This window comes from Superficieibacter sp. BNK-5 (assembly GCF_047456055.1).
In the GTDB taxonomy this organism is placed as follows: Bacteria; Pseudomonadota; Gammaproteobacteria; order Enterobacterales; family Enterobacteriaceae; genus Superficieibacter.
Genome location: NZ_CP179893.1, coordinates 815,922 through 831,239, shown reverse-complemented (window position 1 = coordinate 831,239; position 15,318 = coordinate 815,922). Strand labels below are relative to the sequence as shown.

Below are 15,318 nucleotides of genomic sequence, written 5' to 3'. Positions count from 1 at the left end.
GCGGTAAGATCGAGGACGACATGCGTATGGGATCCGCCGCCGCTTCCGCCAGTGATGGGAGTATTATTATCTGTTTGTGGACCTGCAGCAGGGGCTTCGAGTGTTTGTGTCGGGTCCTGACCGTCAGCGATGGCCTGCTGGAGGGCGGCGATGTCTGTTTGCTGATCGGTGACAGAGTGGGTCGAAACGGCTTGACCATCCCAGGTGGTGTCGCGGCCAAGATCGAGGGTTTTGCCTCCGTCCAGAGAAATAGTGACGGCACCAGATACGCCTGTTTGTACCTGTTCACCTTCAACAAGGCGATCGCCTTCGACCAGTAAACGTTTGCTCCCGTCGGGAGCGACTGCGAATACTTGTCCGATTACGGATTTGATGATCCCCGCCACGTTGCTCATGTCACTTTCCTCTATAACTTGCCGCTCACCAATCATTCCGTTTGGTTTTTGAGCATACCATACCAAAAGGTTACTAATTAAGCATGGCTAATATCTTATGTAGTTCAAAAAAAGTAACACTTCTCTAACGGATTTTTTTTGATTCAAGTAAAGTTTTGGTTAAGTTGTTAATGGAATGGGGAAAGTTAAGGGGGAAGGATTAAAGTGATTGTAAATTTTTGTTAGCAGGCTAAGAAAGCGCTGATGAGGAATACGCCTTTTTAACCTGCTTACGATAGAGAGAATGTAGTAGTGCTAAATTAAACTTTCATCTTCATCAGCGATCAATCCTTCGAGACCGCTTAATGTTCGACGTGCCTGCGCCCGGCTTATGAGCTTCGTTTGTGCGGCTGGCGGCAAGTCGGTAATGCTAATGATGCCTTTACTCATCAGCACTTCAATCAGGTCTTCCAGTACGCGGACCATCTCAAGATCGCTTTGCTGCAACTGTAATAACGTCGCTGCTCTGGCTTCCTGCTTTTTATACCACTGGCCGAGTTCAGAGGTGAGATCGGCACTCTGCTCAGTCATCCCGGTAAACGGTTCATCCTCAACCCGGATAACACGACCTCCGGTGTCACGCTCGATATAGTGCATGATCAATCTCCTTGATTAGCGGGTTAAGGTGCTGACATCGGCAAAGTAGCGGCCCATAGCACCGTAGAGACCTATTTTCTCCAGCACAGCGAGTTCGCCCTCCGTCTCAACCCGTTCGGCAATCAGCGGCAGGTTAATTTGACGGGTGGCCCAATAAATAGCTTCAATAAAAAGCTTCTTATCCGCTTCGGTATCTATATTACGGATATAGCTGCCGTCCACTTTGATCCATGCCAGTCCCCATTGCGGCAGGTTGCCGACAAGGTGAAAGCGTCCACCAAAGTGCTGGAGACCCAGGCGACAGCCGGTCTCGCGCAGCTTCTTCATCAGGATGCTGACGCGCTCGGGATCAGGCAGTTCGTTCTCATCCAGTTCGAGCGTCAGGCGAGCGGCGAGATGCGGTACCTGTTTGAGAGGGTGTAGCAGGGCGTTCAGGCTCGCGTCATCCGCCACGCTTTCACCGCTGATGCTCAGCGCCAGACGATCGTCGTTTTTCTCCATCACACGTAGCGTCTGCTTCAGCATAACCAGATCCATGCGACGGCCCAGCGCTAAACGGTGGATCCACGGCATAAACCGGCCCGCTGCGATTATCTCGCCATCCGGCGTTTTGATGCGGGCGAGGATCTTATGATGGATAGCGATATGCTGATGGTTGCATTCATAAACCGGCTGGGCAAACAGTTCGAACGACTCGTTTTGTAGCACCGATGTCAGACGTGTGTGCCAGACATGGTGATCGTCTTCAGGCTCCGCATCGGTTTTCGCCAGCGGATCGCCATTGTGGGTGGCAAAGTAACGCATCTCGGTCTCGGCCATCGCCAGTGCCTGATCGGCCTGAGAAAGCACGGCCTGCGGGGTATCGCCATAGTGAAAAGGCACCTGGGCAAAATGCGCAACAGGTGTGACGTCACTCATTCCCGTTTCATGCAGCGCCTTAAGCTGGGTGCTAAGCATGTTGACCAGCGTCTCCATCTCCTGCGGCAAAATACCCGGCACGATAAGGGCGAATTCACCGCCCCGCACGCGGGCCAGCAGGCTGCCAGCGTGGAAAAAACGCTGCTGGATCTCCATCAGAAGATGGGCAATAGCCTGTAAAAGCGCATCGGTCCTGGCACCGCCTGTTCGCTGGTTGAGACCCGCCAGATCCTGAACACGCAGCAGGATCAGGTGCCCGGAGGCTTTCTCCTCATCGCTCAACCGTGACTGTAAGTGGATGTCAAAGGCCCGGCGGTTGCTGACGCCGGTGAGCGGATCGTGGTACGCCTCCTGGCGCAGGGTCTCCGTGCGCTGCGCCTGCTCGCGGAAAAGCGCCTGAAGCTGAGTAACCATCATGTTCATGGCGTCGACCACCCGACGCAGCTCGGGCGTTTTGGGCAGTGCCGACAGGTTGAGAAACTCCCGGCGGCTGATGGCAATCGCCTGTCCGACGATGTAGTTCAGCGGACGCAGGCGGCGACGCAGCAACAGGATCATGCCCAGTACGCACAGCGTGCTACAGCCAACCAGCCACAGAAAGCTGGCGATGGTGCTGTTCCACAGGCGCGCCAGCGCAAACATCGGATGGCTGACCACTTCAACGCGTGCCGCCTGGGTCCAGCCGCGCATCACAATGGCGTCACCCATTCCCGGATTCAGCGCCACCAGCTTCACAAACCACTGGGGTACGCTGGCGCTCTGCGGCGTGTCGCTGCGTTCAATAATCGCCTTACCGGTTTTAACGTCGATGACCCGGATACTGTAGAAGTAGCCGCTGTCAAAAATAGAGTTGACCATCAGTTCGGTCATGGTCGGATCGTCGATATGCGTAGTTAACGACAATCCCAGCGCGGTGGCGGCATCCTGCGCATGTGCGCTGAGCTGGTTACGATATTGATCGCGCGAACTCTCCAGCGTCACCACAAAGTTGCCGCAGAAAAGAATAAACGTAAACAGACATATACCAATTAGTAGCTGTTTATAAAGGGACATGGCTACTTCCTATTCATTAAGTTCAAATCCTTCTGCACGCATTCTGGTGAGAAGATCCTGCCAGCGGGAAAGGCGTTTGCTGTCACCTACACGTTTATTTCCGCCAGCCTGCGGAAGCCATAATCCTTCACCGTTAAAGGCATATACGGGAAGCAGATCGGTTCGCTGAGTGGCGGGTAAAATAGCCGTTTTCAGGTTATCAAGAACAAGGGGGATCGCATCCGGCGTGGAATACCAGGTGACGACCATATGCGCCTGATTTAGCGTTAACGCTTTAACATAAGTAATACGTAGCTGGTTAGCAGGAACCCCCATTTCACGTAATGTGAAATACTTCGCGATCGCGTAGTCCTCGCAATCTCCTGCGCCTTTGCGTAAAAACTCAATGGGTGTGGCCCAATAATCCTGTTGATGCCAGACTACACTATCATCGCGAAAATCCATCCGCGTATTAAAGAACTGATTAACCAGCGTTAATTTCTCCTGCACGCTGGCAGGCGGCGGATTTTTTAGCAGCGCGGCCCATTCATTAATACGCTGCTGCGCCGCCAGAGACGCCGGGCCATAAAGATCGCGAGTGCGAAGCGTAATAGCATTGAAATCCCAGCCCGCACCAAGCCCACACGAAACGATAAGCAGCGCCACTACCCAGAACGATAACCATCGTTGCCGGAAAGGGGCAGGCTGAGTACCACGGCATCGGTTCATCGATCTTTTTCTGGGCAGGTGAGTCAGCGAGTATAGTCTGGCTCTGCCGCTTCGTTCAATGTCGGTGAACCGCTGCGGTGATATTTGTGATACGCCACGTAGCCGGAAAGGTAATGTTCGACATCGTCTATTCTGACGCGATAGCTATGGTGGCGAATAAAAAAACTGCCGACGATGCGTGACGGATTTTTAAAAAACATTGCCAGCTCCGGCCAGAAAAAACCGTTTGCCAGATAGCGTGCGCGTATTTCCAGCGCCTCATAAAACGCTGTTAGCGGAAAACCCTTCAGTAAATGCTTATGCTCTGAATCCGCCAGACGCGTCAGCATCCGCGAGGCCGCCATCATTAATTCCAGCAAGGTGGGATAGGTGGTAATACGGTGACGAACAAAATCGAGATGATGGCGGACGTTATCCAGGCCGAACTGGTAATAGCGTTCCAGCGGACGATAAAGCGTCAGTTCGTTAATACAGTAGCTCAGCCAGTGATCGTGCGCCTGCCAGTGTTTTTGCCCGATAAAATAATCCACCGCCCGTTCAACCATCACCAGCCAGCGAGGTTCCTGGGTCAATCCGTACAGGCGCATTAAGGCAAAGGCGGCTTCACCGTCGTAATAGATAATACGGTGTTCCGCTTTGACAGAAAGGTCGGCAGCATGCAGGACGTGGACAAAACCGCCGGTCTGCGGATTTTGCATCGCGGCAATACCGTTTGCCAGCCGGTGCATCTGTGCCAGAAAACGCGTGTCGCCGGTTAAATCGGTGTATTTGGTCATCGCCAGAATCGTTACCGCATTGCCGCCCAATTTAATTTCATCGCCGGTATCGATCAGAAAGTCCGCCTCGCTGCCGTCTGGCAGGGTATACGTCTTAATAAGCTGTGTGGAGAGATCGTCCAGCGCCCGGCTGATGGCGGCAAGATGCGCGGGATCGCGCGTTTCTTCCCAGCCTTCCAGCAGCGCATACGTCGAACTGGCGTGTCGTAACGTGTTATAGGTGGGAATGGGACGATCAAAGCAGGGAAACCAGCCGTAATCGTAGCGTCCTGATTGTTTGACCTGCCTTGCCAGATAGTCGGTGCTGCTGTGGATCATCTTTTCCAGCGCATTCTCCTGCCAGTCGGGAAGCTGGCGATAACCGGAGTTCTTGCCTGATGATTCAATGGGATAAATTTCTTTGCCGTCCGTGAATACCGCACGGGTGGTAAAGCGCCAGAGCAGCTGATCAGCCTCTACAGGCCAGTGCAATTCGTGGTTAAAACGACGACGTGAAAATGAGGCCAGATTAACGGCATTTGGCGTTGCGACGCCTTCTTTTCCCTGGTAAAGCAGCGCCCCGGCGGCAATTTCCTGCTCAAGAATGGCGTGGGTAAAAGACGGATCAAAACTCAACCCAAAACGAAAGTAATTGCGTTTTGTTTTGCTGAGTTTGTGTTGTAACGTCTCCCAACGCAGCGCCTCAATACTATTAACACAATCCACACGCAGCCAGACAGGTTCGTTTGTCTGCCGTTTTTGCCAGCGCTGAAGCGCCTGCGCACCGTTCTGCCAGGCCAAATCAAAGTTCGCACCCTGCGCAATATGCGTATGCGCACGCGCTTTGCCATCACTGAGACTGAAAAAAATGACCAGCGCCGGGTAAGGGGCGGGCAGCGCCGTAACGTTCAGTTTTTCAGCGGCTGGGCGAATGCGCGCCAATAAATGACTCAATGACATTTCAACTCCTGGCATTCCGTGCGAGAACTTTTGATTTTGCCGGAAGTTATAACACACATTAATATATTGAAATATGACTGCCCGCAATATCCGGCGATGTCAGGCTCTCGCCAGCGCAGAGAGAAGCGGTTATTCTGGCAGGTATTATTCATGATATTAATATATTAACGTTGCTACGCCGGGACGTGAATAAAGAGGATTTGCCGTGGGCGAACACGCTATATCGGGTGAAGCAGCGATCGTTTCTGCATTCTGGACAGCCAATGATGTTGCGCTGGCGACCTCAGGTACCTGGGTACGTCATCCTCCCGAAGGCTGGGCGGCAACCGGACTTTCTATTTTTGCGCCCGCGATCCTGCCTGGTAATATGGCTATGGTCCGTTCAGCCACGGATAATTGCGGCATGCTGGCAAGCGTGGTCGCCAGAATGGCCACGCCACCATCCTGCATTATCACTACCGATCCACAGTCGATTAAAATGGAGCATATCCCGCTGCTTCAGGTTGCCGATGGAACAGAAGCCCTGCTGGCGATGGGCCGCTATGCGCGTAACAAGATGAGCGGTAATGTAATTGGCGTTACTGGCAGCGCGGGCAAAACGACCACGGTGGCCATGCTGGCCGCCGCGCTATCAGCATGGGGGCCAGCAGGGCAAAGTCGGCTTACGGCTAATCTCCCACGCGGCGTCGCCTGGAACCTGGCGTCTATTCCTTGGGATACATCGAATGTGGTCATTGAGATGGCCATTGGCCGCATGGGTGTCAGCTCGCGCATGGCGCGGCCAAAAGTGGCGATCTTCACGAATATTCAGCCAGCGCACCTTGGAGAAAAACATACGTTGCGGGATGTGGCCCTAACCAAGAGCGCCATATTCCAGGGCATGACGGCAGGTGATATCGCCATTCTGAACCGCGATATGGCGGAGTGGGAAACGGTCCTTGAGAAGGCATTAAGCCGCAAGCTTAGGGTGCTAACCTACGGCTATCATCCTGAGAGCGACAGCCGGTTACTTCATTATAATGCTGCGGGAAATCAGGTGGCGGCACAGATTAACGGACAAACGTTAAACTATTCATTGTCCGCAGCCGGACAGCATATGGCTATAAATAGCCTTGCAGCGCTCACCGCCGTCGCGGCACTGGATTATCCTCTGGAACCCGCGATTGAAAAAATAATCTCTTTTATGCCGCTGGCCGGACGGGGAAGGGAAGTTACAGCTGAAGTTAGCGGTTGTGTTTTCACCATAATTGATGATGCCTATAATGCCAATCCCGGTTCAATGCAGGCCGCGCTGGAGAACCTGAGTGAAAAGCCGCTGGCAGGCCGCAGGATAGCGATACTGGGTGAGATGGCAGATCTGGGTATGAACGCGGTGAGTTATCATACCGGGCTTGCGGAGAGGGTTAACCACAGTAATATCGACCGTGTTTATCTCATCGGCGAACATTACGCGGAATGCTGGCAGGCGCTCGATGAAAATAAAAAAGGACGCTTTTTTTCGACTGTCGATGAAATAAAAGCGGAGTTATTAACTCTGATCCAGCCGGGTGATACCGTATTGTTTAAAGGTTCGCACAGCGCGAATACGCATCAATTAGTGGAATGGATGATGGCGAGAAATGAGAAACGCTGACCAATAATAAACCGGACGTATAGTCCGGTTCAGACTGCTGACAACGTGGATGGTCGCCCCGTGTTCCACGGACGGGTTGTCATCAACCTCGTTTATCATGACGGTTATTGTTTTGCGAAACCCGAAAATTCCTGCTTTGCCTTCTCAAGCTGTTGCTGGAACTGCGGGTTGGAGTGAAGTGTCGCCACAATCGCCGAACCGACAATACGTGCCGCATCAACATCACTTTGCCAGTGATAGCCGCAGATCACCCGGCTTTGCCCTAACTCATAACCGCGCTTCAAAATCTTGTCCTGATCGGGCGGATTAATTTCTGTCAACACCAGCGCCGTTGCCCAGCCAATCGACGTATGTCCGGAGGGATAAGAGCCGTTAGTTGACAATTTTTCCTGATCTTTAGTATTACAGGTCGGGACGCCATAAAAAGCGAACGGCCTGATGCGCATATATTTTTCTTTCGCGCCACGGGTCGCCAGATCGCCCGCGTCTTCAATCATATTGGTTAATAGCTTATAGATCTCCGGTGAATCTTTTTGGGTAATGGGGTGCCCAAACGCTTCCGAAAACGCATTAGCAACGCCGCCAGCAGCAAGATCGGCATCCGCCGCTGCCTGCTTTCCGCGCTCGGTATTACGCAGCAGACGACCTTTTTCGTACATCGCCTGATCGTTCAGAAACTGAATACTGCCCGCTTCCGGCGGTGGGGGTAAAAGTGCCAGGCTATTAATCGCCTGATCGTTTTTCAGATAATATAAGTCAGGTTTGGTCGTAGCATCGTCGCCCGGTGAGGATAATGCGAAAACGTTAAAAGATAATAACGAAAGTCCCAGTGGTAATAATAATTTTTTCATAATAGCCCTTTGCATTTTGTCGTTTTATCAGCTGGTCTAGTGTAGCTTTTTTAGCAAAATGAGCTGTGACTATGGTCTCAATTGAAACAAAACTGTAACAATAAAGCAAAGATAGCAAGCTTATTATTTTATATTGATGAACTTGCGACGGATCTTCGCCCTCAATTGCGATAAGAAATTAATTGAGGTAACCACGGGATATATTTGCGCTACCCGGATAAGCATCTTCTTTTCTGCAAGGGGGATGCCGGGCGTTAGCGCCCGGCGAAAGGTTAACTCACGCCGCCGCCCAGCGATTGCCAGAGGGTGATGCGGTTCTCCAGATCGGTCTGTTGCAGGGAGATAAGCGTTGTTTGCGCTGACCACAACGTCCGCTGAGCAGTTAGTACCGAAAGATAATCGCCGACGCCAGCCTGATAGCTTTTCGTAGCGATATCCAGCGCTTTTTGTTCGGCGGCGACGTATTGCTCCTGCGCATCCAGTTGTTCGCCCAGGGTTTCCCGCCGGGCCAGCGCATCGGCCACATCCTTAAAGGCGCTCTGAACCGATTTCTCGTAGGTGGCAATTAGCCCTTTTTTCTCTGCTTCGGCGTAGCGTAGCTGCGCCAGATTGCTGCCGCCGGTGAACAGGGGCAGGCTCACCGATGGCGCAAACGACCAGATCTGCATACCGTGGCTGAACAACGATGAAAGCGAATCGCTGCCGACGCCCGCGCTGGCGGTAAGTGAGATTGTCGGAAAGAAATTTGCCCGCGCGGCACCGATATCGGCGTTAGCACTTTTAAGATTATGCTCTGCTTCCTGGATGTCCGGACGGCGCAGCAGTACCGAGGAGGAGACGCCAGCCGGGACCAGATTTATGCTGTTGCTGCCGAGACTTTCCAGCGTGCCGGGCAGCAGGCTGTCAGGAACGGTATCACCTGCCAGCAGGTTCAGGGCATTTTTATCCTGAGCTACTGCGGTGCGGTATCTGGCGACGCTGGCGCGCGCCTGCTGGTAAACGCTCTCCGCACTGCTTAAATCGCCCGCCGAGGCGGTGCCGACCGCCATCTGGCGGGCGACGATCTTACGTGAGTTATCCGCGCTGTTCATCGTCTCCTGCGCCAGCGCAAGATTGCTGTTGTCCGCCGCCAGGGCGATCCAGGCGGTGGTCAGATCGGCAATCATCGTCAGACGGGTATTCTGTGCGGTGTATTCGCTGGCAAGCCAGGTTTCCCGCGCGGCCCGCGACAGGCTCTGATTACGGCCAAACAGATCCAGCTCAAAACTGGAAACCGCGCCATCGGCTTGCGCCGAAGACGTGATGCCGCTGGCGATGGTTTTACTTCGCGTATGGCTCAGCTCTGCATCAACCGTCGGAAATAACGACGCGCGGGTTTCGCCGTATTCCGCGCGTGCGGCCTCAATATCGGCAATGGCTTTTCGTACATCGCGGTTGCTGGTCAGCGCGATGCTGACCACTTTTTTCAGGCGGGCGTCATTTACCGCCTGTTGCCACTGGCTAATGACGGTCGTTGACTCGCCGTGGACTCCCGGCAACGAGGCGGGAACCGGCGCGGCCGGGCGTTCATAATGCGGATCGAGAGAGACACAACCCGCGGTCAGGAGCGCGACGAATAATACGGTAAAACGAAACATAATTTACTCCTGAGGAGGCCGCTGGCGGGTGAAGAGACGCCTCACCAGAACAAAAAACAGAGGAACAAAGAACACTGCCAGCAGCGTCGCTGTCAGGGTGCCGCCGATAATCCCGGTACCGATAGCCACGCGGCTGTTCGCGCCAGCCCCGGTGGCGATCGCCAGCGGCAGTACCCCGGCGATAAATGCCAGTGAGGTCATTACAATAGGACGCAACCGGGTTTGCGCTGCCCGCAACGCGGCGCGTGAAAGCGAATAGCCTTCATCAACCGCCGCTTCGGCGAATTCAACAATCAGAATAGCGTTCTTCGAAGACAGGCCGATGGTGGTGAGCAACGCCACCTGGAAATAGACGTCGTTACTCAGATCACGCATCCACGCGGCGACGGCCGCGCCGAGCAGCCCCAGCGGGATCACCATAATGACCGAGAACGGCACGGCCCAGCTCTCATAGAGCGCCGCGAGACACAGGAACACGACCAGGATGGAGATGGCGTACAGACTCATCGCCTGGCCGCTGGCCAGTTTCTCCTGTAACGACAAGCCGCTCCATGCCCAGGTGGAACCCGCAGGCAGACTGTCGGCCAGCGCCTCCATCTTATCCATTGCCGAGCCGGAACTGGCACCGCTGGCATTCTCACCCTGGATTTCAAAGGCGGCGGAGCCGTTATAGCGGATCAGGCTTTCCGGACCGTATTCCCAGTGGGTAGTGGCGAAGGCGGAGAAGGGCGTCATACTATCGTCGCTGCCGCGCACATACCATTTGCCCAGATCTGACGGCGCGGAACGGGAGTCACTGTCGCCCTGAATATAGACTTTTTTCACCCGTCCACGGTCGATGAAGTCGTTAACGTAGGTGCCGCCCCAGGCGCTGGAGAGGGTGTCGGTTACGTCGCTCAGCGACAGCCCCAGCGAAACCGCCTTGTTATTGTCGATATCCACCTGTAACTGCGGCATCTGCGGCAGATCGTTGGCGCGTACCGATTGCAGTTCCGGACTTTTGTTGGCGGCCTCAAGCAACTGGCTGCGTAATTTCATCAGGCTGTCACGGTCGGTCGCCCCGCTGGCCATCAACTCGAACGTGAAGCCGTTGCTTTGTCCGAGACCCTGTATGGCGGGCGGCGTCATGGCGTAAAGCGAGGCGTCGCGAATACTGCCCAGTTCGCTGGTGGCGCGTTGGGCAATCGCCTGAGCGGTATTCTCATCCCCTTCGCGTTGCGACCAGTTTTTCAGCGCCACAAAGGCCATGCCCGCGTTTTGTCCGCTACCGCTGAAGCTGAAGCCGTTGACCGTAAAGATCACGTCGGTATTGGCTTTCTCTTTGGTCAGGAACCAGTCGGTGACCTGGCGGCTCACTTCTGCGGTACGTACCGCGGTGGCACCCGCCGGCAGGGTATACTGAACCATTACATCGCCCTGATCCTCTACCGGCAGGAAGCTACCCGGCAGTTTCCACATCGCCAGCGCCATTGCGCCGCAGAGCAGAAGAAAGACCGCCATCATCGCCGCCGAACGACGCAGACCGCGCAGGACGCCATGTTGATAGCCATTTTCGGTCCGCCCCCACAGGCGGTTAAACGCACCGAAAAAGCCTTTAGTGTGGGGACTCGAGTGGCTCAGCAGCGAGCCGCACAGCGCAGGCGTCAGAGTCAGCGCTACGACAACGGACAGCATCATGGCGGAGATAATCGTCACGGAGAACTGGCGATAAATCACCCCGGTTGATCCGCCGAAGAAGGCCATTGGCAGGAACACCGCCGACAGCACCAGCGCGATGGCAATCAGCGCGCCGGAGATTTCACCCATCGATTTCTCCGTGGCTTCCCGGGCAGGCAGCCCTTCGTCGCGCATAATACGCTCGACGTTTTCTACCACGACAATCGCGTCATCCACCAGCAGGCCGATCGCCAGCACCATCGCAAACAGCGTCAGGGTATTAATGGAGTAGCCGAACAGGGCCAGCACGCCGAAAGTACCGAGCAGCACTACCGGCACCGCCACCGCCGGGATCAGCGTGGCCCGCAGATTTTGCAGGAACAGATACATTACGCAAATCACCAGAATGATGGCTTCAAACAACGTCTGAATGACATCTTCCACCGAGATTTTAATAAACTCGGTATTGTCCTTCGGATAGGCGACGGCATAGCCCTGCGGCATCTGCCGCTGGAACTCGGTAACCTTGTTTTTCACCAGTGTAGCGGTATCCAGCGCATTGGCACCGGGCGAGAGCATGACCGCCACGCCCGCTGACGGATGACCGTTCAGTTTTGCGCTCGAACTGTAATCTTCACTGCCAACTTCAACACGCGCGACGTCCCTTAGGCGGACCACTGAACCGTCCGACTTGCTCTTGACGATGATGTTTCGGAACGCATCGGCATTTTGCAGGCGCGACTGCGCGCGAACGGTCGCGGTCAGTTGCTGAGAGCTGGAGGAGGGCAGCGCGCCGATTTTACCGGCGGAGACCTGAACGTTCTGCGCCTCAAGCGCCGTTTCTATATCGGAGGGCATCAGCGCATAGGACGCCAGCCGGGTCGGGTCCATCCAGATACGCATTGCGTATTCCGAACCGAATACTTGCAGGCTGCCGACGCCTTCAACGCGCGCCAGCGGATCCTGTACGTTACTGACCAGCCAGTCGGCGATATCGGAACTGGTGGCTTTGTCGCTCTGGTCGTAGACCGCCGCGATCAGCAGGAAGTTGCTTTGTGATTTGACCACCGTGACGCCGGATTGCTGAACGGCGCTGGGCAGACGTGATTCCGCCTGCTGCACCTTATTCTGCACCTGGACCTGGGCAGTGTCCGGGTCGGTGCCCTGCTCGAAGGTAACGGTAATATCCACCGTCCCGTCAGAACTGCTGGTCGAATTGAAGTAGAGCAGGTTATCCAGCCCGGTAAGCTGCTGTTCGATCACCTGGGTGACGCTGCTTTCCAGCGTGTCAGCAGAAGCACCGGTATAGGTCGCGGAGATCTTTACCGCTGGCGGCGCGACGTCAGGGTACTGGGCGACCGGCAAGGTATTTATCGCCAGAACCCCGGCGAGCATAATCAAAATCGCGATAACCCAGGCGAAGACCGGACGTCGCACAAAAAAGCTGGAGAACATCAGGCTTTGCCTCCGCTGTTTTTCACTTCAACGGCGTTGACCTGCTGCCCGGCTGTGACTTTACCGGTGCCTTCGACAATCAGTTTATCGCCGCTTTTCAGCCCGTTAATCACCAGCCACTTATCGTCATACGTCTCACCGGTTTCCACCGTACGCTGTTCTACTTTGTTGTCCGCGTTGACGACCAGAGCGGTGGCGTCACCTTTCGCATCGCGGGTAATGCCCTGCTGTGGTGCGAGGATGGCGTCGTTCATGATCCCTTCATCAATGCGGGCGCGAACGAACATGCCCGGCAACAGAACATGCTGCGGATTAGGGAAAACGGAGCGCAGCGTGACCGAACCGGTAGACTCATCCACCGCCACTTCGGTCAGCGCCAGGCGTCCCTTTTCGCTATAGGTACTGCCGTCTTCCAGAATCAGCGAGGCGTTGAGGGTATCGCTGCTGCTGGCGAGACTTTGCTTGCGCAGATGCAGGAGATCGACGCTGGAGCGGGTGAGATCGACATTCATGCTGTCAAGCCCGCGGATCGTCGCCAGTGCGGTATCCTGATCGGCGGAAACCAGCGCGCCAGGGGTCACGGAGGAGATGCCGATGCGCCCGGCTATCGGCGCAGTGACGGTGGTCCAGTTGAGATTAATGCGTGCGCTCTCCAGCGCTGCCTTTTTCGATGCTACGCTGGCTTTGTCCTGCTCGCAGGTAGATTGCGCGTCGTCCGCATCCTGACGCGATACGCCGTTGTCTTTTACCAGCGCCGCGTAGCGCCGGGCTTTCTGGCAGTCGGACACGACCAGCGACTGAGCCTGCGTCAGGGCCGCGGCGGCTTCGTTGTAAGCCGCGCGATAGCTCGACGGATCAATCTGGTACAGCGGTTGTCCGGCCTTGACCTCGTCGCCTTCGGTGAATAACCGCTTCTGGATAATGCCGCCGACCTGCGGACGCACTTCGGCGCTAAGTGCGGCCGTGGTGCGCCCGGTCAGTTCGCTGACTACGTGAACGGCCTGACCCTTCAGGGTAACGATGCCGACTTCCGGGGTTGACGGCGTCTGAGCCGTTGTCTGAGCGTCATCACATCCGCTAAGAAGAAATAATGCCGCGACTGCGATGGGGTAGAAGGTAGACTTCATTCTGTATTCTCTGGATAAGCGACGTCAGCGTAGCGGCATCTGAGAGGAGAATTTTCCTCCGTTCCGACGTCCAGCGTTGACAAAAAAAAAGCGCATTTACGAAAGCGAAGGCGGGAAATACCCGTGCTGCTATCCTGTCGCGTTTTTTTGGATCGTAATGACGCTACTCATAAAAGTTTCTGATTATTATTGCCGCTGCCTGGCGACGTAATTTCAAAAGTAAGTAGAAATTTTAAAGGATTATTTAGGTAAATTTTTAAGGAGTAAAAATGGAGGAATTAAGGATTTTTTATGAAGAGGGGTAGATATGGGGGGGGGTGAGCGTTGAATAGAATATTTCGAGTGGAATAATCTTAAATTAAAAAATATTTAGCTTGTTGGCTGGTTGTCACGCCTGCGGTGGACGGGCTTGTCAGGCGCGGCGCGGGGGCAAAGAGGCTAACAGCACACTATGTTGTTAAGGATGGCATAAGCGAAATAATTGGGAAAGCTATTTATTGCGGCAGTGTATTATAAAACAGTCCAATAGTTAACAGGGATAGTTATTCGGGATTATATATTAATGTCTACGTGGCAAGCGTTGTATACTGTCAAGTGTTTGAGCTTATCGGATTAATAGTGGACGCCGCTGGCCGAAGGGCGAAAGGGTAATCGCTAAAGAGTCAGGTGTTGTGCCTGAAAAAATCTGGCCTTCGCGCTATGGTCTGCCAGAGAAGGCATACATATCCGGGTTGCCGTTTCCCAAAACGCAAAAAACCAGCCCGTAGGCTGGTTTTTCTGGAATAGTGGTGCCCGGACTCGGAATCGAACCAAGGACACGGGGATTTTCAATCCCCTGCTCTACCGACTGAGCTATCCGGGCAACGGGGCGCATTAAACCGTAATCCCCGATTCGCGTCAATGAAATTTCGCTAAATCTCGTTTGTTTGCTTAACTTTGCGGCAAAAAGCCGCTTACGTCAGCGCACCACCCTGGCGACACTGGGCAAAACGCAGCACATCTTCTGCCAGACGCTGAGCGGTGTCGACATCGGTCTGGCTGCGATTCACCAGCATACGGCTCAGGCAGCCTTCGAGAATCAGTTCCATTTGCTTCGCCACCATCGCCGGATCGTCCACTTCCAGTTGGGTTAATAGCTCGTGGCTGAAGTCGTGCGCCGCCTGTTTTTGCTGATCGGCCAGTTGATGAATCGGGTGACCCGGATCCGGGTAAAAGGTACAGGCGGCGATAAACAGGCAGCCCGGATAGCGATGATTGCTCACGCATTCGGTCAGCGCGCCGTAGCGGGCCAGCAGTTTTTGTTCAGTGGTTAGCTCATCATTATGGATAAGCTGCCTGCGCCAGGCGTCGACCTGCTGGCTGAGATAGCGTAATACGTCGTAGAGCAATGCTTCCCGGTCAGGCCAGAAACGCTGTAACTCTTCCAGCGGATAATCAAGGCGCTCGGCAACCATCTCAAGCGTGGTGCTGGCTATCCCTCTTATCTCAAGTAATTTAAGGGCTTCTCCCAGGACGTCTTCACGTTGCACGATGT

At 54.6% G+C, this 15,318-nt stretch carries 12 protein-coding genes and 1 tRNA gene; 3 read left to right on the top strand and 10 right to left on the bottom strand.

What is annotated here, in order from left to right; genetic code table 11:
• Positions 1–20: 20 nt before the first annotated feature.
• Positions 21–320 carry a hypothetical protein gene (locus ACMGGS_RS04040; protein ID WP_414165132.1) on the top strand — a complete coding sequence of 100 codons (300 nt, stop codon included), beginning with the start codon at positions 21–23 and terminating at the stop codon, positions 318–320.
• 369 nt (positions 321–689) lie between these two features.
• On the opposite strand, the gene ACMGGS_RS04035 is transcribed toward ACMGGS_RS04040, so the two are convergent.
• The 4 genes from ACMGGS_RS04035 to ACMGGS_RS04020 are packed head-to-tail and all read right to left on the bottom strand — an operon-like array spanning position 690 to position 5,425.
• Complete coding sequence (locus ACMGGS_RS04035) at positions 690–1,031, bottom strand: tryptophan synthase subunit beta (protein WP_414165131.1); 342 nt, start codon at positions 1,029–1,031, stop codon at positions 690–692.
• Positions 1,032–1,046: 15 nt separating this feature from the next.
• Entirely contained in the window at positions 1,047–3,002 is a 1,956-nt protein-coding gene (gene lapD, locus ACMGGS_RS04030; RefSeq protein WP_414165130.1) for a cyclic di-GMP receptor LapD, read from the bottom strand.
• Positions 3,003–3,011: 9 nt separating this feature from the next.
• Positions 3,012–3,710, bottom strand: a complete 699-nt coding sequence (gene lapG / locus ACMGGS_RS04025) for a cysteine protease LapG (RefSeq protein WP_414165129.1) — start codon at positions 3,708–3,710, stop codon at positions 3,012–3,014.
• Between the two features lie 23 nt (positions 3,711–3,733).
• Positions 3,734–5,425, bottom strand: a complete 1,692-nt coding sequence (locus ACMGGS_RS04020; RefSeq protein ID WP_414165128.1) for a Mur ligase — start codon at positions 5,423–5,425, stop codon at positions 3,734–3,736.
• A 205-nt stretch (positions 5,426–5,630) separates the two neighbouring features.
• Here ACMGGS_RS04020 and ACMGGS_RS04015 point away from each other — a divergent pair, with 205 nt between their 5' ends.
• Entirely contained in the window at positions 5,631–7,058 is a 1,428-nt protein-coding gene (locus ACMGGS_RS04015) for a UDP-N-acetylmuramoyl-tripeptide--D-alanyl-D-alanine ligase (protein ID WP_414165127.1), read from the top strand.
• Between the two features lie 104 nt (positions 7,059–7,162).
• On the opposite strand, the gene phoC is transcribed toward ACMGGS_RS04015, so the two are convergent.
• The 4 genes from phoC to ACMGGS_RS03995 all read right to left on the bottom strand — a co-directional run bounded on the left by phoC (position 7,163) and on the right by ACMGGS_RS03995 (position 13,784).
• The gene (phoC, locus tag ACMGGS_RS04010; protein WP_276159076.1) at positions 7,163–7,909 is read right to left on the bottom strand and encodes an acid phosphatase PhoC; all 747 of its coding nucleotides are present in this window, start codon (positions 7,907–7,909) and stop codon (positions 7,163–7,165) included.
• A gap of 272 nt (positions 7,910–8,181) precedes the next feature.
• Complete coding sequence (locus tag ACMGGS_RS04005) at positions 8,182–9,546, bottom strand: efflux transporter outer membrane subunit (protein ID WP_414165126.1); 1,365 nt, start codon at positions 9,544–9,546, stop codon at positions 8,182–8,184.
• Positions 9,547–9,549: 3 nt separating this feature from the next.
• Complete coding sequence (locus ACMGGS_RS04000) at positions 9,550–12,657, bottom strand: efflux RND transporter permease subunit (RefSeq protein ID WP_414165125.1); 3,108 nt, start codon at positions 12,655–12,657, stop codon at positions 9,550–9,552.
• Entirely contained in the window at positions 12,657–13,784 is a 1,128-nt protein-coding gene (locus tag ACMGGS_RS03995; RefSeq protein ID WP_414165124.1) for an efflux RND transporter periplasmic adaptor subunit, read from the bottom strand. The genes ACMGGS_RS04000 and ACMGGS_RS03995 overlap by 1 nt, the downstream gene beginning before the upstream one ends.
• Before the next feature lie 611 nt (positions 13,785–14,395).
• Here ACMGGS_RS03995 and ACMGGS_RS03990 point away from each other — a divergent pair.
• On the top strand, positions 14,396–14,551 hold the full coding sequence (locus ACMGGS_RS03990) for a helix-turn-helix domain-containing protein (protein ID WP_414166191.1): 156 nt from the start codon (positions 14,396–14,398) through the stop codon (positions 14,549–14,551).
• A gap of 19 nt (positions 14,552–14,570) precedes the next feature.
• Here ACMGGS_RS03990 and ACMGGS_RS03985 read toward each other — a convergent pair.
• Positions 14,571–14,646: transfer RNA gene (locus ACMGGS_RS03985), tRNA-Phe, on the bottom strand.
• 91 nt (positions 14,647–14,737) lie between these two features.
• A complete protein-coding gene (locus ACMGGS_RS03980) occupies positions 14,738–15,313 on the bottom strand; it encodes a transcriptional regulator (RefSeq protein ID WP_414166190.1) in 576 nt (191 codons plus the stop codon).
• Positions 15,314–15,318 lie beyond the last annotated feature (5 nt).